Genomic DNA, 15355 nt, shown 5'->3' on the forward strand with positions numbered 1-15355 from the left:
TTGTCAATGTCATCAGATAACCAGACCGCAGTTACTGGCCCGCCGCCTCGGCAGCATTGGCTTTTTGCGGTTCACGCACTACTTCCTGAATCTTTGGTTGATCCACACTACCGGAAATGTGGTAACGAATCAGGGATATTTTACTCCATAGCGGTGCCAGCACCTTGCTGGCGGCAAACACCGCCGCCCCGATGACCGGGTTGACCGCAAAGGCGGTTGCCACACCGACGGTAGCCGAAATTTCCGGTGCCACCACCGCGTCCATCGACAGGTCGCGTTTCACCAGGTCGATGTCGCCTTTCATGGCAATATCCGCCTCAAGCCCATCCACCAACAGATTATCGGTATGCAGCACCCCGTCTTTTATCCACGCCGTGCTGCGAACCGAGTCAAAGTAAAAGCCTTTGCCGAAGGTGTCGCTGAAATCAAACTGTAGCTTACGCAACAGCGCATCGAAACTCACCAGCCGTAATAATTGCCCGGCCTGACCGGTGCCGACGTTGACGATTTCGCCTTTGCCAATATCGGTTTTCAAAATCCCGCTCAGGCTCGGAATATGCGGTGCCCACGGCGAGCCACGCCAGTAGAGGTCGTAGTCAATCTTGAATGCACCGGCACGTAGCGGTGTCGCCAGCCCCAGCCAGTCGGCGTTATCGCTCAAGCTGCTGCCAGACAATTGCCCTTTTATCGCGGTGCGGGTGCCTTCGCCACTTTCCTGCCAGCTTCCATCCAGCGTCAGCCTGGCCTTACCGTTATTGACCAGCCCATTAGCCAGCACCAGTTTGTTGGGTTCCGGTTGCAGCGTGCCTTTCATCTGCCCGACGTTTTGCCCCATCAACCAGCATTCACGGCATTCAAACTGCAATGCAGGCCAGTCCTCAAAACGAATGCTGGGATCGTTGAGCGGCGATTTCTTCTCTGCCAACGCCGCCGGGTTAGTCGCATCGTCCCCTTGCCACTGCGGATTATAATAAAGATAGCGCACATCGCCACGCCACAGCCCGGAAGTGGGGATCAGCAGGCGACCGTCGATTTCCCTGCCGGTGGCGGTAATTTCACTGCTGCCATTCTGGCGGCGACTGGTAAACATCAGGTCATGCCATTGCTGACCGAGTATTTTCAGTTCCGGCGTGGTTAGCGTCACCCGCTCCGGCCACTGAAAACGGTTGGTCCCGGCCTGTGCCGTAACCGCGTTACGCACGCCGGGCAGCAGCGCCAGCCAACGCTCGCCGTCCAGCGGCGGCAACGCCAGCGTCAGTGACGAGTCATCCGGCAGCGGAGGGGGCTTGCTCCCTTCCTGCCAGGCAGCTCGCGTCAGCATGACGTTGTTATCTTTAAGCAGCCACTGACTGTTGAAAGACTGGTTTTTTCCCAATGAACCGGTGAGTGAGAAACCGCGCACGTCCCCTTTGGCGCTGACCTGCAACCCCAAGGCCGTTCCTCCGGCTTTATTTAGCGGAGAAGGTAAGTGACTGCTCACTTCTTTAAGGTCGCTCTGAACCGTTACTTCATAACTGGATGACCCCTGATGCGGCAGCGTTACCTGTACCGCACTCTGCCAGCCAGCATTGCCATTCAGCGCCGCCGCTACCGGCTTGGGCAGCCCCGGCAAACGCGACACCGCCCAGCTTCCCTGCAAGCCAACATTAACCAGAAACGCCTTTTCCTGTTCCTGAGTCGAGAAGTTGAAGGTCAGCGGCTGATCGAGCCAGTGTGCCTGTAGCGTCTGGCTGGAGAGGTTGCCGTTATCATAGTGGAATCGCCCGCTAACGGACTGGAGCGCCACATCCAGCGGTTTGATAAACAGACGGTTATTGTTGAGCGCCACATCACCGCTGGCCTTCACCTGCCCACCATTGAGCGGGATGTCGAGATGCAGGTTACCCTGCACGTCGCCACCAATCTGAAGCTGCGTCAGCGCGCCACCTAACGTCGATTTCAGCGGTGTTTGTGAGAAGTAATCACTCACTTGCTTACCGGAACCGCTAATATCACCGTCAATCAGCAGTTTTTCTTTGCTGTAATCCGGGATGACCGCATTGATGTTACGGCCCTCGGCCTCCCCCAACTTCACCTGCGGTGCCAGCATCCACAGACCGTTGTTAAGAAAGTTAAGCGTGATATTCAGATTGTCCAGCGCGGGCCAACCGGGTTGAAACTCAAAGCGCGATTTTTCCAGCGGCACCCAGACCTGAAACTGCCCTTCCTGATGCTCGAACGGGAACTGCGCCGGGTTACCGGCGAACACCAGCGTGGCATTATCCACCTGCCCCGATTTGATAGCTCCAGTCAGATAATCCACCAAATCCTTACCCATAAAAGGTTCGGGATAATAGCGCCAGGCATCAGCGGCGTCGCCAAGCCGAATCCCGGCCAGAATGTCCAGACGCGGTTCTCCCTGAGCTGGGTGGCGATAGCGGAAATCACCATTAGCCCACAACGAACGGGAACGAACGTCGAGCCCTTTCCCCCACAGCTCCCACCCCTGAGCGTTGCTGCGCCAGTCCAGCGTGGCGTCCGCCTGCCGGATATCCAGCGGGGCGCGGAACATATCCTGATACGGTAAGGTACTCTGTGCCAGATTCACCCGTACCCGCCCGCGTGCCAGGCTGCCCATCGCCTCGCCAGAAACATGATTGGCCCCCGGCAGCCGTTGCCAGTTTTTCCAACCGACATCCTGCCAGTTCGCCTGAAAGCGGGTTTGCTCGGGTTGCTGCAAGGGGATATCCAGCGCCAGCGTGGTCAGTTGCCCTTCCGGTTGCAGTGCCTGCCAGCGGGCTTTCAATTCGGGCGTAGTCGTACTGAGCAGCGGCAGCAACGGCCCCAGACGCTCCAGCGCCAGATGACGACCGCGGATGCGTAACTCGGCCGGGCGGTCTGGCCCCAGCAACTGAGTATCCGCGGGCAGCCACAGAGCGGACAATTGCCCTTTTGGCCAGTTGACACCATCGGTGGACAGGTTCAGCGCCGGGACATCCAGCTGCCAGCCGTTCTGGTAGCGGCTAGCGTGCAGCGTCATGCCGTTAATTCCCAGCCGGTGCAACGCGGTGCCATCACGCCAGCTGGCATCGCCCTGGCTTAGCAATAGATCGCCGCCGTACATGTCGCCTTCTCGCACCTGCAACCAGGCCGAGAGGCTAAAATTGGCGCTCTCCAGCCCAGTGTTGTTGCGAATCCAGCGGCCCAGCCACGGTTTCATGTCGATGTTGTCGGCTTGCAGATAGACCACGCCGTTATTCAGCCAACCCTGCTCATCGCGCAAATCCATGCGCAGTTGCACCACACCATGCTGACCATTGAAGCTTGATAGGCTGATTTGCCCTTCCGCCCGGTGCCGGTTTTTACCGTTCAACCAGGTCAACTGGGGAATTTGCAACTCGGCTTGGGTGCCCGCCGGGGTCAGGAAACGGATGCGACTATTACGTAGATCAAAATGATCGAACTGTCGCAGGAACAACGAACCAAATTGATCCGGCTCCCAGGTGCGGGTGCGTTGCCTCTCGGGGTCGATCGGCGTTTTGATGTCTACTTGCAGGTGATAAAACGTGAGATCGCGGAATTTCCACTTCAGATGCAACAGCGACTGCCAGACATCCAGCGCCACCGAAATGCGTTCCGATTGCCAATCGGCATTCGGATGATGAATACGAAGATTGGTGATATCCAGCGTGGGGCCAAAGGTTTCCCAACTGCCGCTAAGGCTCTCCACCTCCATCGGCAGGCCGGTGACGGACTGCGCCCAGGCCACAACCTGTGGCCGGAAGGTATCCAGCATCGGCAGCGCCATCCTCAGGCTGCTGACCAGCAACGCGACCAGTACAATCAGAATGGCCCCCGTGGCTGCTGCAATTCCGGGCAATCGTTTTATGCCGGCCAGTCGCCTCACACATGTCTCCTCGTTGTTCGTCACCGGCGACGAGCGAAAACCTTAACAGAGAAAAACCCACCAGCCAGACTTGGCGGCGGGCGGCATGACCTTACATCATGACCACATCAAACTGCTCCTGGCTGTACAGGGGTTCGATCTGAACCTTAACCTGCTTGCCGACGAAAATCTCCACCTCCGCCAGCGCATGTGACTCGTCACTTTTCAATGCTTCGCCGACCGCCGGAGAAGCATAAACCAGGAAACGATCGGAATCGTAAGCATGATGCACACGCACGATTTCGCGCATGATCTCATAGCACACGGTTTCCACGGTTTTCACCGACCCACGGCCATGACAGGTAGGACACTCGCTACACAACACATGTTCTATGCTCTCACGGGTGCGCTTGCGCGTCATCTCCACCAGTCCCAATTGAGAGAAACCGCTGATACCGGTTTTAACCCGATCCTTGCTGAGCGCCTGCTCTAGCGAATGCAGCACACGACGGCGATGATCCTCATTCCCCATGTCGATGAAATCGATGATGATGATCCCGCCCAGATTGCGCAGCCGCAGCTGACGGGCAATCGCCTGTGTCGCTTCGATATTGGTATTGAAAATGGTTTCGTCCAGATTACGGTGACCGACAAACGCGCCGGTATTAATGTCGATGGTGGTCATCGCTTCCGTCTGGTCGATAATCAGGTAACCGCCGGATTTCAGTTCTACTTTACGATCCAACGCCCGCTGAATCTCATTTTCCACGTCGTACAGGTCAAAAATCGGCTGTTTTCCGCTGTAATGCTCCAGCTTGCTGGTCATTTCCGGGATGTATTCAGCGGTGAACTCCAGCAGCGAGTCGTAAGTCAGCCTTGAATCGACACGGATGCGATCCAGCGACGCGCCAGCAAAATCACGCAGGATGCGGTGGGCCAGCGCCAGCTCGCCATACAGTTTACATTTGGTCTGGTTGCGCTTTTTGCGCTCCATCACCTTGGTCCACAAGCGCTTGAGAAAGGCGGCATCTTGCGACAGCTCTTCTTCACCCACGCCTTCGGCGGCGGTACGGATGATAAAGCCGCCCTGCTCGTCACAGTAATCAGCTACCGTCTTTTTCAGACGCTCGCGTTCGGCTTCACTTTCAATACGCTGAGATACCCCAACGTGCGACGCACCCGGCATAAACACCAGATAACGCGACGGCAGCGTGATATCGGTAGTCAGGCGCGCGCCCTTGGTGCCAAGTGGGTCTTTCACCACCTGGACCATCAGATCCTGCCCCTGACGCACCAGTTCGGCGATGTCGCGCACATGGAAGTTTTTCTGCTCATCACCAGCGACACACTCGGTGTGCGGCATGATATCGGACGCGTGCAGAAACGCCGCTTTATCCAGCCCGATATCAACAAACGCGGCCTGCATACCCGGCAACACACGGCTAACCCGACCTTTGTAGATATTGCCAACAATTCCACGCCGGGCTTCTCGCTCGATATGGATTTCCTGCAAAATACCGCCGTCGATATAAGCGACACGCGTCTCTGAAGGGGTAATGTTTACCAGCAACTCAGCGGTCATGGGTTCCTCGTTCTTTACGCCGTGCAGAAAAATGTGTGAACAATTCAAGAGTTTCCACCAATGGCAACCCTACCACGGCGTGATAACTCCCGAAAATCGATTTAACAAAACATCCGCCTTTTCCCTGGATGCCGTAAGCACCGGCTTTATCCATCGGCTCGCCAGTGGCGATATAATGTGTGATTTCATCGTCGGATAGCGTGCGGAACTGTACCTCGGTCACGACCCGTGCCGACACGCTCTCACGGCGGTCCGCCAGCGTCAGCGCGGTCATTACCTGATGACGCTGACCGGATAACGCGCGCAGGATACGGGCGGCATCGTCTTCATCACGGGGTTTTTCCAGCACCTGGCCGTTCAACACCACAATGGTATCCGCACCCAGCACCGGCAAGTCTTCCGGTGCTGCCGCCACACCCGCAGTGGCTTTGTCGCACGCCAGACGGCTGACATACTGCTCCGGCGTTTCATCCGGCTGGCGTTGCTCGGCAACATCGATCTTCAAAATATCGAACGATAAGTCCAGCAACGTCAGCAATTCGCGGCGACGAGGCGACGCGGATGCCAGATACAGTTCGGTCATCACTATCCTCTTATTATTTACTTGTTATTGAACGGCGAACTGGCGGCGAATCTTGCGCATCAGCAGGAACAGCCACGGCCACAGTATGCCGTCGACAACACTATTCCAGAAAATTTCCGGCCGTAAAGAGACATTGATCACCAGGAACTCAGCCCAGAACACCAGTAAATCCAGCACCAGCGATAACAGCATGACGATCAACGCCTGCTGCCACAGCGCCATATTACGGAACAACTGGAATTTGAACGCCACCAGATAAGCAATAATGCTCAGCCCCAATGCCCGTACTCCCAATGTGGAGCCCAGGATCAAGTCGGTGATCATCCCCAGCACAAACCCAGTGCCGACATTAACCCGGTGCGGCAACGCCATCACCCAATAAATCAGGATCAGCGTCAACCAGGAAGGACGATACATGTAGAGGTCATCCGGCCAGGGCATGATCTGCAATACCATTGCCACCAGAAAAGAGAGCCAGATAATCCAATGTCCGTGTCGACGGTAACTATTCATTGGGTTACCCCCCATCATTGGTTACCTCCCGACACGCCGGGCACCGTTCTTTGCTGCGACGGCGCAGTCGGATTGGAGGCTGGTGCCGTGGTACGCCGGGGCGATGTGGCATTCGCCGGTTTGGACGGTGCGGCATTATTGCTTTTGGCGGGTGCCGCTTTAGCTGGCGGTGTGGGCGGCCCAACAAAGTCGGCCGTCGGTGTCGTTGACGACGGTGCAGGCGGCCCCATTTCTTCTGGCGACGGCAGCACGTGCGGCATCATCTGCATCAGACGCTCGTTCGCTACCCGGTGCACGTCGTCTGGCGGCAGCGCGGTGTGGGAATTGCTGTCGACGCCCCACATCAGCAACAGATAACGCAGGCGTTGCAGTTCAGCAGTAGGATGGGCCTGAATGACGGTGTAAGCGCGCTGGGTGTCCACTTTCACGGACGACACCACCGCCACCGGATACCCTTCCGGGAAACGCCCGCCCAGACCGGAGGTGACCAGCACATCGCCAACCCGGATGTCGGTATTGTTGGGTAGATGTTCCAGTTGTAAATCTTCGGTACAGCCGTTACCAGCGGCGATAACACGGATGTCGTTGCGCAACACCTGGATCGGCAACGCATGAGATGCATCGCAAATCAACAGCACACGGCTGGTAAACTGCCCCACCGCCACAACCTGGCCAACCACGCCTTTATCGCTGATGACCGGTTGTCCTTCATACACACCATTGACGTTACCTTTATCGATAACGACCTGATCGCTATAGGGATCGGAACCGGAAGACAGCACCTGCGTGACCATCTTCTGCTCTTCCTGACGCAGTGGCGACCCCAGCAGTTCACGCAGACGGGCATTCTCCTGACGAAATTGCCCCAGCAACAGCAAATCGCTGTTTTTCAGCAGCAGTTCCTGACGCAGGGCGGTATTTTCCCGCTCCAGCTGTTCACGGGAGGTCAGATTGGCAGACAGGTTATCCAGCATGGCGCGCGGGCCATTCGCCAGAAAATAGAATGGGCTGACGGCGGTATCCATGTACGTTCTGATTTTGACAAACGTACCGAGCCGACTGTCAGCAAAAATAATGACAATTGCGGTAATAACTGCAAGAAAAAGGCGCAGTTGCAGGGAAGGGCCCCGGCTAAAAATCGGCTTCATAAAATTGCGTATTCCTCGACAATAAAAAAGGGGGCTGCCACACGGGATGAATACAGCAGGCTTTCATCCATGCGAACGGTCCCCCCTTCTTTGTTCTGGCCGGATTATTCTTCGCTGAACAAATCGCCGCCATGCATGTCGATCATTTCCAACGCCTTACCACCGCCACGTGCTACGCAGGTCAACGGATCTTCCGCCACCACGACCGGAATACCGGTTTCTTCCATCAGCAGGCGATCGAGGTTGCGCAACAGAGCACCACCGCCGGTCAACACCATACCGCGTTCAGAAATATCGGACGCCAGTTCCGGCGGGCACTGCTCCAGCGCGACCATCACTGCGCTGACAATACCGGTCAGCGGTTCCTGCAACGCTTCCAGAATTTCATTGGAGTTGAGGTTGAAACCACGTGGCACACCTTCAGCCAGGTTACGACCGCGCACTTCAATTTCGCGCACTTCATCACCCGGATAGGCAGAGCCGATTTCATGTTTGATACGCTCAGCGGTCGCTTCACCGATAAGCGAGCCGTAGTTACGGCGAACATAATTGATGATGGCTTCGTCGAAACGGTCACCACCGATACGTACCGAGGAGGAGTACACCACGCCGTTCAGGGAGATCACCGCCACTTCGGTTGTACCACCACCGATATCCACCACCATGGAGCCGGTTGCTTCGGATACCGGCAGACCGGCACCAATCGCGGCCGCCATCGGCTCTTCGATCAGGAACACTTCGCGGGCACCTGCGCCCTGCGCAGATTCGCGGATCGCACGGCGTTCAACCTGGGTTGCACCGACTGGCACACACACCAACACACGCGGACTCGGACGCATGAAGCTGTTGCTGTGCACCTGTTTGATGAAGTGCTGCAACATTTTCTCGGTGACGAAGAAGTCGGCGATCACACCGTCTTTCATCGGGCGAATGGCAGCGATATTGCCCGGTGTACGGCCCAACATCTGTTTGGCCTCGTGACCAACAGCGGCCACGCTTTTCGGGGAACCGGCACGATCCTGGCGAATAGCCACCACGGAAGGCTCATTCAGTACTATGCCTTGTCCTTTTACGTAAATCAGGGTATTGGCTGTACCCAGGTCGATGGACAAGTCGTTGGAAAACATGCCACGAAATTTCTTAAACATAACTAAAGGATAATCCTGCAAGCTGGGGGCGGAAATGAAATCCGCTTACTGTACCAACCACACGCAGCAGCGACAAGGCGCTAACCGGCTCTGCTACGGTGAAAAAATGATGTTTGCGCAAATTGCCATAATAATAAATGCCTGCAGAACAGCGATCCTTCTGGCAGTGGCTGGGATTATCGCGAACTACCCTCGAAAATTGCGCGAACCACCGACATAAAATCTAACATTTTCGTGCACGCCGCCCCGTTCAGCAAACCGGTCAGCTACGCTATGGCGCCGATATTCTACGCTAGTTTGTTCGGATTTTGACATCAAACATACGTGCGTGGTGAATATTTTTTCAGCGTGTTGCCGACAGGCTCAGAAGCGGCGAACAGATCGCCCTGACCGCCACAAACACCTTTGTCCAGCAACGTCTGCCACTCTTCGCGCGTCCGAACGCCAGCGGCGAATACCTGAGCACGCGTCCCCTTACAGGCTTCGGTCAGACTGCTAACAAACAGTTGATTCTCCGGTCGCTTATCCAGACTGCGCACCAGCCCTGGATGCAGCTTGATAACTTCCACCTGCAGCGACTTGATATAGGCGGTGCTGACCAGCGTCAGCCCAGCCTGCGTCACCGCTAGCCGACAGCCCAAACCGGTGATCATGGCAAGTATCGGTCGCAAACGGCCGATATATTGACACACATCCGCTTCAGCAAGTTCAAACAATAATCGCTCGCGCTGTTTTTTCGGACACTGGAGCAGCGTTTCGCGCAACCAACGCAGGAATGGCCGCTGCAACAGCGAATCCACCGTAATCGGTAAAGCCAGCACTGAATCCTGCCAACTGACCGTCAGAGCAATCACCCGGTCGATTAACTGCCGATCATAACCGGAAGTCAGACCGAGCTGACGCACCAGCGGCATGTACTCGGCCTCCAGCAATTCTTGGGTGCCATCATAAATTCTGCTAAACATTTCCCGGTGATGTACACCCCCGTCGCGGGTAATTGCCGGTTTCTGATACAAACGCGGCCCACCACGCAACAAGGTATGTTCCAGCAGCGTGCGCCACTTCACGCTACCTCGACCTTTTTCCGGCACCCGCCGGTCATACACGCACCAGCCGTTGCCGCCCTGCAATACGGCATTGCGAGTGGCATCTTCCACGCTTTCCATCACCTGTTCGGTAGTCTGTCCGCCGTGGTAGGCGCTAATGCCGATGTGCAAAATATCTTCCCGATCGATCAACGGCGTCACCGGCAAAATATCGATCGCCTTGACTAACTGGCTGGCAATGCTGTCAGCTTCTTTCAAGGTGCGGTGCGGCAACAGCACCGTAAAATCACTGTGGTAGTAACGCGCCAACAGCGCCGAGGGGTAGCGTAAGACAAACGTGGACAGCAGATTGATCAGGGTATTGCGGTACTCTTCCAGTACGCCGCCGTAGCCGTGTGTTTCCTGCAGGGTGTCAAAATCCGGTAGGCGAATCATCATCACCACACCGTGCGTACCGACGTCTTCCGGGTCTTCCAGTTGCGTGGCGAGTTGATTCTCAAAAAATAGTCGGTTATTCAGACCGGTTTGCGCATCCTGTGCCGCGAACGAGCGGATCAACGTATCCACCCGGCTGCGTGCTTCACGTGCCTCGACCAAATCCAACAGCAGTTGATCCAGCGCACCGCTGGCCATCGCGGGCCACTCGTGTACTGAACCGTGCATCACGCTGTCACGCTCCCCTGCCAGAATCCGCCGTGCTCGCTTCTCCAACTGTTCCTGCCCGGCCATCTGTCGCCGCAACCAGCGCACACCATGAAAGGCGACCACCGCGATCACCAAAATCATCAGCACAATAGACAACGCGGACTTGAGATAACGGGGCGTCCCGAACAGCGGATCGCTATAGGTGACGTTCACCTTTACATCGGTATGGTGTAATAGCGGTAAGCGGGCATGGCGATAAACCAACGCACTGTCGTCGCTGTCCGATAACATTTCCGGCAAACGTAATAAATAGAGGCTTTCGTGCCCGTCACGGATTTCCAGCTCCACGATGCCAGCCGCTTTCATCACCGCCGGTAACCAGAACTGGATATTGCCAGGCGGCTGCACCAGCAGTGCCTGATCAATACTCGCCGCCACCGCCCTGAGCTGGTGCTCCATTCGTTGCTGGCTATAACACACAAAACTAAAAATGCTGCTGCCCAACATGAGCACTACGGCCAATGTCGTCAGCATCGTCATCAATATCGATATTCTGGCAGTCAACCCCATCCCTGCGCCTAACTCCGTATCAAAGAATTGAAAAGTGCTTTCATGAGATACTTTGTGTGTTGTTTGCGATTTATCAGTTCGCATACTACCCGTTACAAATATAGTCCTTAAATGATTTACCTCTATTTTTGTCCCCGATAAGGAGGATTTTTATGCGCGCTTTAGTGCTCAGGCAACAAGACGGCCTGACTTTGGCCGACGTTAGTGCCATCGAACCGTCACAATTACCTGATGGCGATGTCACTGTCGACGTCGACTGGTCCGGCATCAACTATAAGGATGCGTTGGCTATCACCGGTAAAGGAAAGATTATTCGTCAATTCCCGATGGTGCCGGGTATTGATTTTGCCGGAACCGTTCGCCACAGCGACCATCCCGACTTCCAGGCCGGGCAGCCTGTAGTACTGACAGGGTGGGGCGTGGGAGAGAATCATTGGGGCGGGCTGGCAGAACAGGCACGAGTCCAGGCTGATTGGCTGGTGCCGCTGCCGCAAGGGCTTACACCGCGTCAGGCGATGATCCTCGGCACTGCCGGTTTTACCGCCATGCTGTGCGTCATGGCGCTGGAAGACGGCGGTGTGACCCCGGCAAGCGGCGAGGTGGTGGTCAGTGGTGCCAGCGGCGGCGTCGGCAGTACCGCCGTTGCGTTGTTGCACGCGCTGGGTTATCAGGTGATAGCGATCAGCGGCCGGGCGGACAACAGCGCCTATTTGCAGCAACTTGGCGCGCATCAGGTGCTGGATCGCAACGCGTTCGCCACCGCCGGTCGGCCGTTAGAGAAACAACGCTGGGCTGGTGCCATCGACACGGTAGGCGATCAGGTACTGGCAACGCTGCTGACCCAAATGCATTATGGTGCAACAGTGGCAGCCTGTGGGCTGGCGGGCGGTATATCGCTACCAGCCACGGTGATGCCATTTATTCTGCGCAATGTACGCCTGCAAGGCGTCGATTCGGTAATGACGCCCCGCGCGCGGCGTCAGGAAGCCTGGCGTCGTCTGGCCACACTGCTGCCAGCGTCATTCTATGAGCAGGTTACGCAGGAAATTACGCTGGAGCAGGTTCCCGCCACCGCCGCTGCTCTGCTGGAAAACCGGGTTACCGGCCGTACGCTGGTGCGTGTCGGCGCAGCGAATTAACCCCGTTTCAGGACGGGTCGGCAACGGCCTGTCCTCTTCTTTCTGTTGCAACAACCGCCAGAATGAACAACAGGACACCAGGTAGGATGTAAACTCGGTATAAGACAACACTGGGCATAATGTAACACCCGGTAAAAAAAGAACGGTTCCCCAGCACATTATTTCACCGCATACTGACCCTATCGCCATGACGTTGAAGGCGAGCCTTTAACCCGAATCCCCCAGCCAGACACCAATAATCAAAAGCGGGAGTTCACCATGTCCAGACATCGCAAACTGACCGACGCCGATGTAACGCCGGAGTCACTCTTCCACCAACGCCGTACCGTCCTCAAAGCGTTAGGTCTTACCGCCGCGACATTGAGCCTGTCGTCCGGCGTACGCGCCGACCTGCTCAACTGGTTCCAGGGCAAACCGGCACCTGTTGCTCCGCCCGGCAAGCCGCTGACGTTCAGCCAACCACCGCAGTGGCACCCGGACCTGGCGTTAACGCCGGAAGACAAAGTAACCGGCTACAACAACTTCTATGAATTCGGTCTGGATAAGGCCGACCCTGCCGCCAAAGCAGGAGGCCTGAAAACTGATGGTTGGAAAGTTCGCATTGACGGCGAAGTCGCCAAACCCATAACGTTGGATATCGACGACATTCGCCGCCGTTTCCCACTGGAAGAACGTATCTACCGTTTTCGCTGCGTCGAAGCCTGGTCGATGGTGATCCCGTGGGTTGGCTTTGAACTGTCGCAATTGATAAAACTGGCCGAACCCACCAGCGACGCCCGTTATGTTGCCTTTCAAACACTCTACGACCCGGCACAGATGCCCGGCCAGAAAGACAGCTTTGTCGGTGGTGGTCTGGACTATCCCTACGTCGAAGGATTACGCATGGACGAAGCCATGCATCCGCTGACGTTACTGGCAGTCGGCGTATACGGCAAAACGCTGCCGCCGCAAAACGGCGCGCCGATACGGCTGGTTACACCGTGGAAATACGGCTTTAAGAACATCAAATCCATCGTGCATATCCGGCTGACCCGACAGCCGCCGCCGTCCACCTGGAATCTGTCCGCGCCCAACGAATACGGGTTTTATGCCAACGTTAATCCGAATGTTGATCATCCCCGTTGGTCACAGGCCAGTGAGCGGGTGATCGGCTCCGGTGGCCTGTTGAACGTTCAACGCCAGCCGACATTAATGTTCAACGGTTATGCCGATCAGGTTGCTTCACTGTATCAAGGGCTGGATTTACGGGCGAATTACTGATCGCCGCGGGTTTAATCCATATGCTCCGCGACTGACAGGAATAGTCACTACACAGGAAAGCCGCTATATGCGTTTAACCGCCCGACATATCACTGTACTGAAAGTGCTTCTTCATCTGGCGGCGTTCCTGCCGCTGGTATGGCTGGTATTTGCTGTTAATCAGGGCGCATTCAGCGCCGATCCGGCAAAAGATATCCAGCATTTTACCGGCAGGATGGCACTCAAACTGCTGCTGGCAACGCTGATGGTGACGCCGCTGGCGCGCTATGGCAAACAGCCGCTGCTGATTCGTTGCCGTCGCCTGCTGGGGATTTGGTGTTTTGCCTGGGCCAGCCTGCATTTGCTCAGTTACACCTTGCTGGAGTTGGGGGTCAATCATCTCGATCTGCTGGGAAAAGAGATTTTCCTGCGGCCTTATCTGACACTCGGTATGGCGAGCTGGCTCATCCTGCTGGCACTGACGGCAACCTCCACGCAATCGGCACAGCGGAAACTGGGCGCTCGCTGGCAAAAGCTGCATAATCTCATTTATCTGGTCGCGATCCTCGCCCCGGTTCATTATCTTTGGTCGGTTAAATCGCTGTCACCATTGCCAATCATTTATGCGTTAGTTGCCGCCATCTTGCTGCTTTTTCGCTACAAAAAATTGCGCCAGCTGCGTCGTTAATCAGAAATTTCAGCATGAATCAGGCGGCCTTTTCGGTGAAATTTCGTAAAAATTTGTCAATGCCGACCGGGTAACTCCGGAGATAAGACCAGTATTTCGCTGCCAACTGCTACGATATGGCTATAATGTTCAAACCTTGCGGGTGAAAACGGATATTTTCGCCCAGCAAAGGGTGACAAACGGATAGCTTCGCGTTATGTTGTGCGCCACTGAGCCAATCGAGGGAGATAGCAGCACAATGGCAGACAAGTTTCACATTTTGCTCCTTAACGGTCCAAACCTGAATCTGCTGGGCACCCGTGAGCCGGATAAATACGGCCATACGACGCTGGCGGAGATCGTGAGCCGACTGGAGCAGGATGCGTCAGCGCTGAACGTGCAGCTTTCCCATCTGCAATCTAATGCGGAACATGAGCTGATTGACCGTATCCATCAGGCCAGAGGAAACACCGATTTCATTCTGATTAATCCAGCAGCCTTTACCCACACCAGTGTGGCGCTGCGGGATGCCCTGCTGGCGGTCGCCATCCCGTTTATCGAGATCCATCTGACCAACGTGTACGCACGTGAACCCTTCCGCCATCACTCCTATCTGTCCGACGTGTCAGCCGGGGTGATCTGTGGTCTGGGGGCAGACGGATACCATTATGGTTTACAGACGGCGGTCAAACGCCTGTCAACGTCCAATTAACCGTTTCCAATAAACAAGAGTACGGAACCACATTCATGGATATTCGTAAAATCAAGAAACTGATCGAACTGGTTGAAGAATCCGGCATCGCCGAACTGGAAATCTCCGAAGGCGAAGAGTCAGTACGCATCAGTCGTGCCCCGGCTCCGGGTAGCTACCCGATTATGCAGCAGGCCTACGCCCCGATGCCGCAGGTCGCTCCGGCCGCCGCCCCGGTTGCTGCGCCCGCCGCCGCCGCTGAAGCCGCGCCAGCCGCCATCAGCGGTCACGTTGTGCGCTCACCGATGGTCGGCACCTTCTATCGCACGCCGAGCCCGGACGCCAAAGCCTTCGTGGAAATCGGCCAGCAGGTAAAAGTGGGCGATACCCTGTGCATCGTTGAAGCAATGAAAATGATGAACCAGATCGAAGCGGACAAAGCAGGCGTGGTGAAAGCCATTCTGGTTGAAAGCGGCCAGCCGGTTGAATTTGACGAGCCACTGGTTGTCATCGAATAAC

The 15355-nt window shown here is 56.0% G+C and carries 12 protein-coding genes; 5 read left to right on the top strand and 7 right to left on the bottom strand.

Annotation, left to right across the window (positions count from 1 at the left end; genetic code table 11):
* Window positions 1-31: 31 nt before the first annotated feature.
* The 7 genes from yhdP to csrD form a co-directional block, all read right to left on the bottom strand.
* Complete coding sequence (yhdP, locus tag OB87_RS16345) at window positions 32-3868, bottom strand: AsmA2 domain-containing protein YhdP (RefSeq protein WP_033570504.1); 3837 nt, start codon at window positions 3866-3868, stop codon at window positions 32-34.
* A gap of 109 nt (window positions 3869-3977) precedes the next feature.
* Window positions 3978-5447 carry a ribonuclease G gene (gene rng, locus OB87_RS16350; RefSeq protein WP_033570471.1) on the bottom strand — a complete coding sequence of 490 codons (1470 nt, stop codon included), beginning with the start codon at window positions 5445-5447 and terminating at the stop codon, window positions 3978-3980.
* Window positions 5437-6030 carry a Maf family protein gene (locus OB87_RS16355; protein ID WP_033570472.1) on the bottom strand — a complete coding sequence of 198 codons (594 nt, stop codon included), beginning with the start codon at window positions 6028-6030 and terminating at the stop codon, window positions 5437-5439. The genes rng and OB87_RS16355 overlap by 11 nt, the downstream gene beginning before the upstream one ends.
* 24 nt (window positions 6031-6054) lie before the next feature.
* The gene (mreD, locus tag OB87_RS16360; RefSeq protein ID WP_033570505.1) at window positions 6055-6543 is read right to left on the bottom strand and encodes a rod shape-determining protein MreD; all 489 of its coding nucleotides are present in this window, start codon (window positions 6541-6543) and stop codon (window positions 6055-6057) included.
* 14 nt (window positions 6544-6557) lie between these two features.
* Complete coding sequence (mreC, locus tag OB87_RS16365) at window positions 6558-7691, bottom strand: rod shape-determining protein MreC (RefSeq protein WP_033570473.1); 1134 nt, start codon at window positions 7689-7691, stop codon at window positions 6558-6560.
* A gap of 104 nt (window positions 7692-7795) precedes the next feature.
* Window positions 7796-8839, bottom strand: coding sequence for a rod shape-determining protein MreB (mreB, locus tag OB87_RS16370; protein ID WP_012883014.1), 1044 nt, complete (start codon window positions 8837-8839; stop codon window positions 7796-7798).
* Between the two features lie 314 nt (window positions 8840-9153).
* Window positions 9154-11100 carry an RNase E specificity factor CsrD gene (csrD, locus tag OB87_RS16375; protein WP_033570474.1) on the bottom strand — a complete coding sequence of 649 codons (1947 nt, stop codon included), beginning with the start codon at window positions 11098-11100 and terminating at the stop codon, window positions 9154-9156.
* Between the two features lie 152 nt (window positions 11101-11252).
* Between csrD and acuI the strand changes: the two genes are divergently transcribed.
* The 5 genes from acuI (at window position 11253) to accB (ending at window position 15354) form a co-directional block, all read left to right on the top strand.
* Window positions 11253-12239, top strand: coding sequence for an acrylyl-CoA reductase (NADPH) (gene acuI / locus OB87_RS16380; RefSeq protein ID WP_033570475.1), 987 nt, complete (start codon window positions 11253-11255; stop codon window positions 12237-12239).
* Between the two features lie 258 nt (window positions 12240-12497).
* Entirely contained in the window at window positions 12498-13499 is a 1002-nt protein-coding gene (msrP, locus tag OB87_RS16385; RefSeq protein ID WP_033570476.1) for a protein-methionine-sulfoxide reductase catalytic subunit MsrP, read from the top strand.
* 67 nt (window positions 13500-13566) lie between these two features.
* Complete coding sequence (gene msrQ, locus OB87_RS16390; protein ID WP_033570477.1) at window positions 13567-14166, top strand: protein-methionine-sulfoxide reductase heme-binding subunit MsrQ; 600 nt, start codon at window positions 13567-13569, stop codon at window positions 14164-14166.
* Window positions 14167-14404: 238 nt separating this feature from the next.
* Window positions 14405-14857 carry a type II 3-dehydroquinate dehydratase gene (gene aroQ / locus OB87_RS16395; RefSeq protein ID WP_033570478.1) on the top strand — a complete coding sequence of 151 codons (453 nt, stop codon included), beginning with the start codon at window positions 14405-14407 and terminating at the stop codon, window positions 14855-14857.
* Window positions 14858-14892: 35 nt separating this feature from the next.
* Window positions 14893-15354: an acetyl-CoA carboxylase biotin carboxyl carrier protein gene (accB, locus tag OB87_RS16400; protein WP_033570479.1), complete on the top strand. Its 462-nt coding sequence runs from the start codon at window positions 14893-14895 to the stop codon at window positions 15352-15354.
* Window position 15355: the final 1 nt, after the last annotated feature.

The sequence above is a fragment of the Dickeya undicola genome, assembly GCF_000784735.1.
Classification (GTDB): domain Bacteria; phylum Pseudomonadota; class Gammaproteobacteria; order Enterobacterales; family Enterobacteriaceae; genus Dickeya; species Dickeya undicola.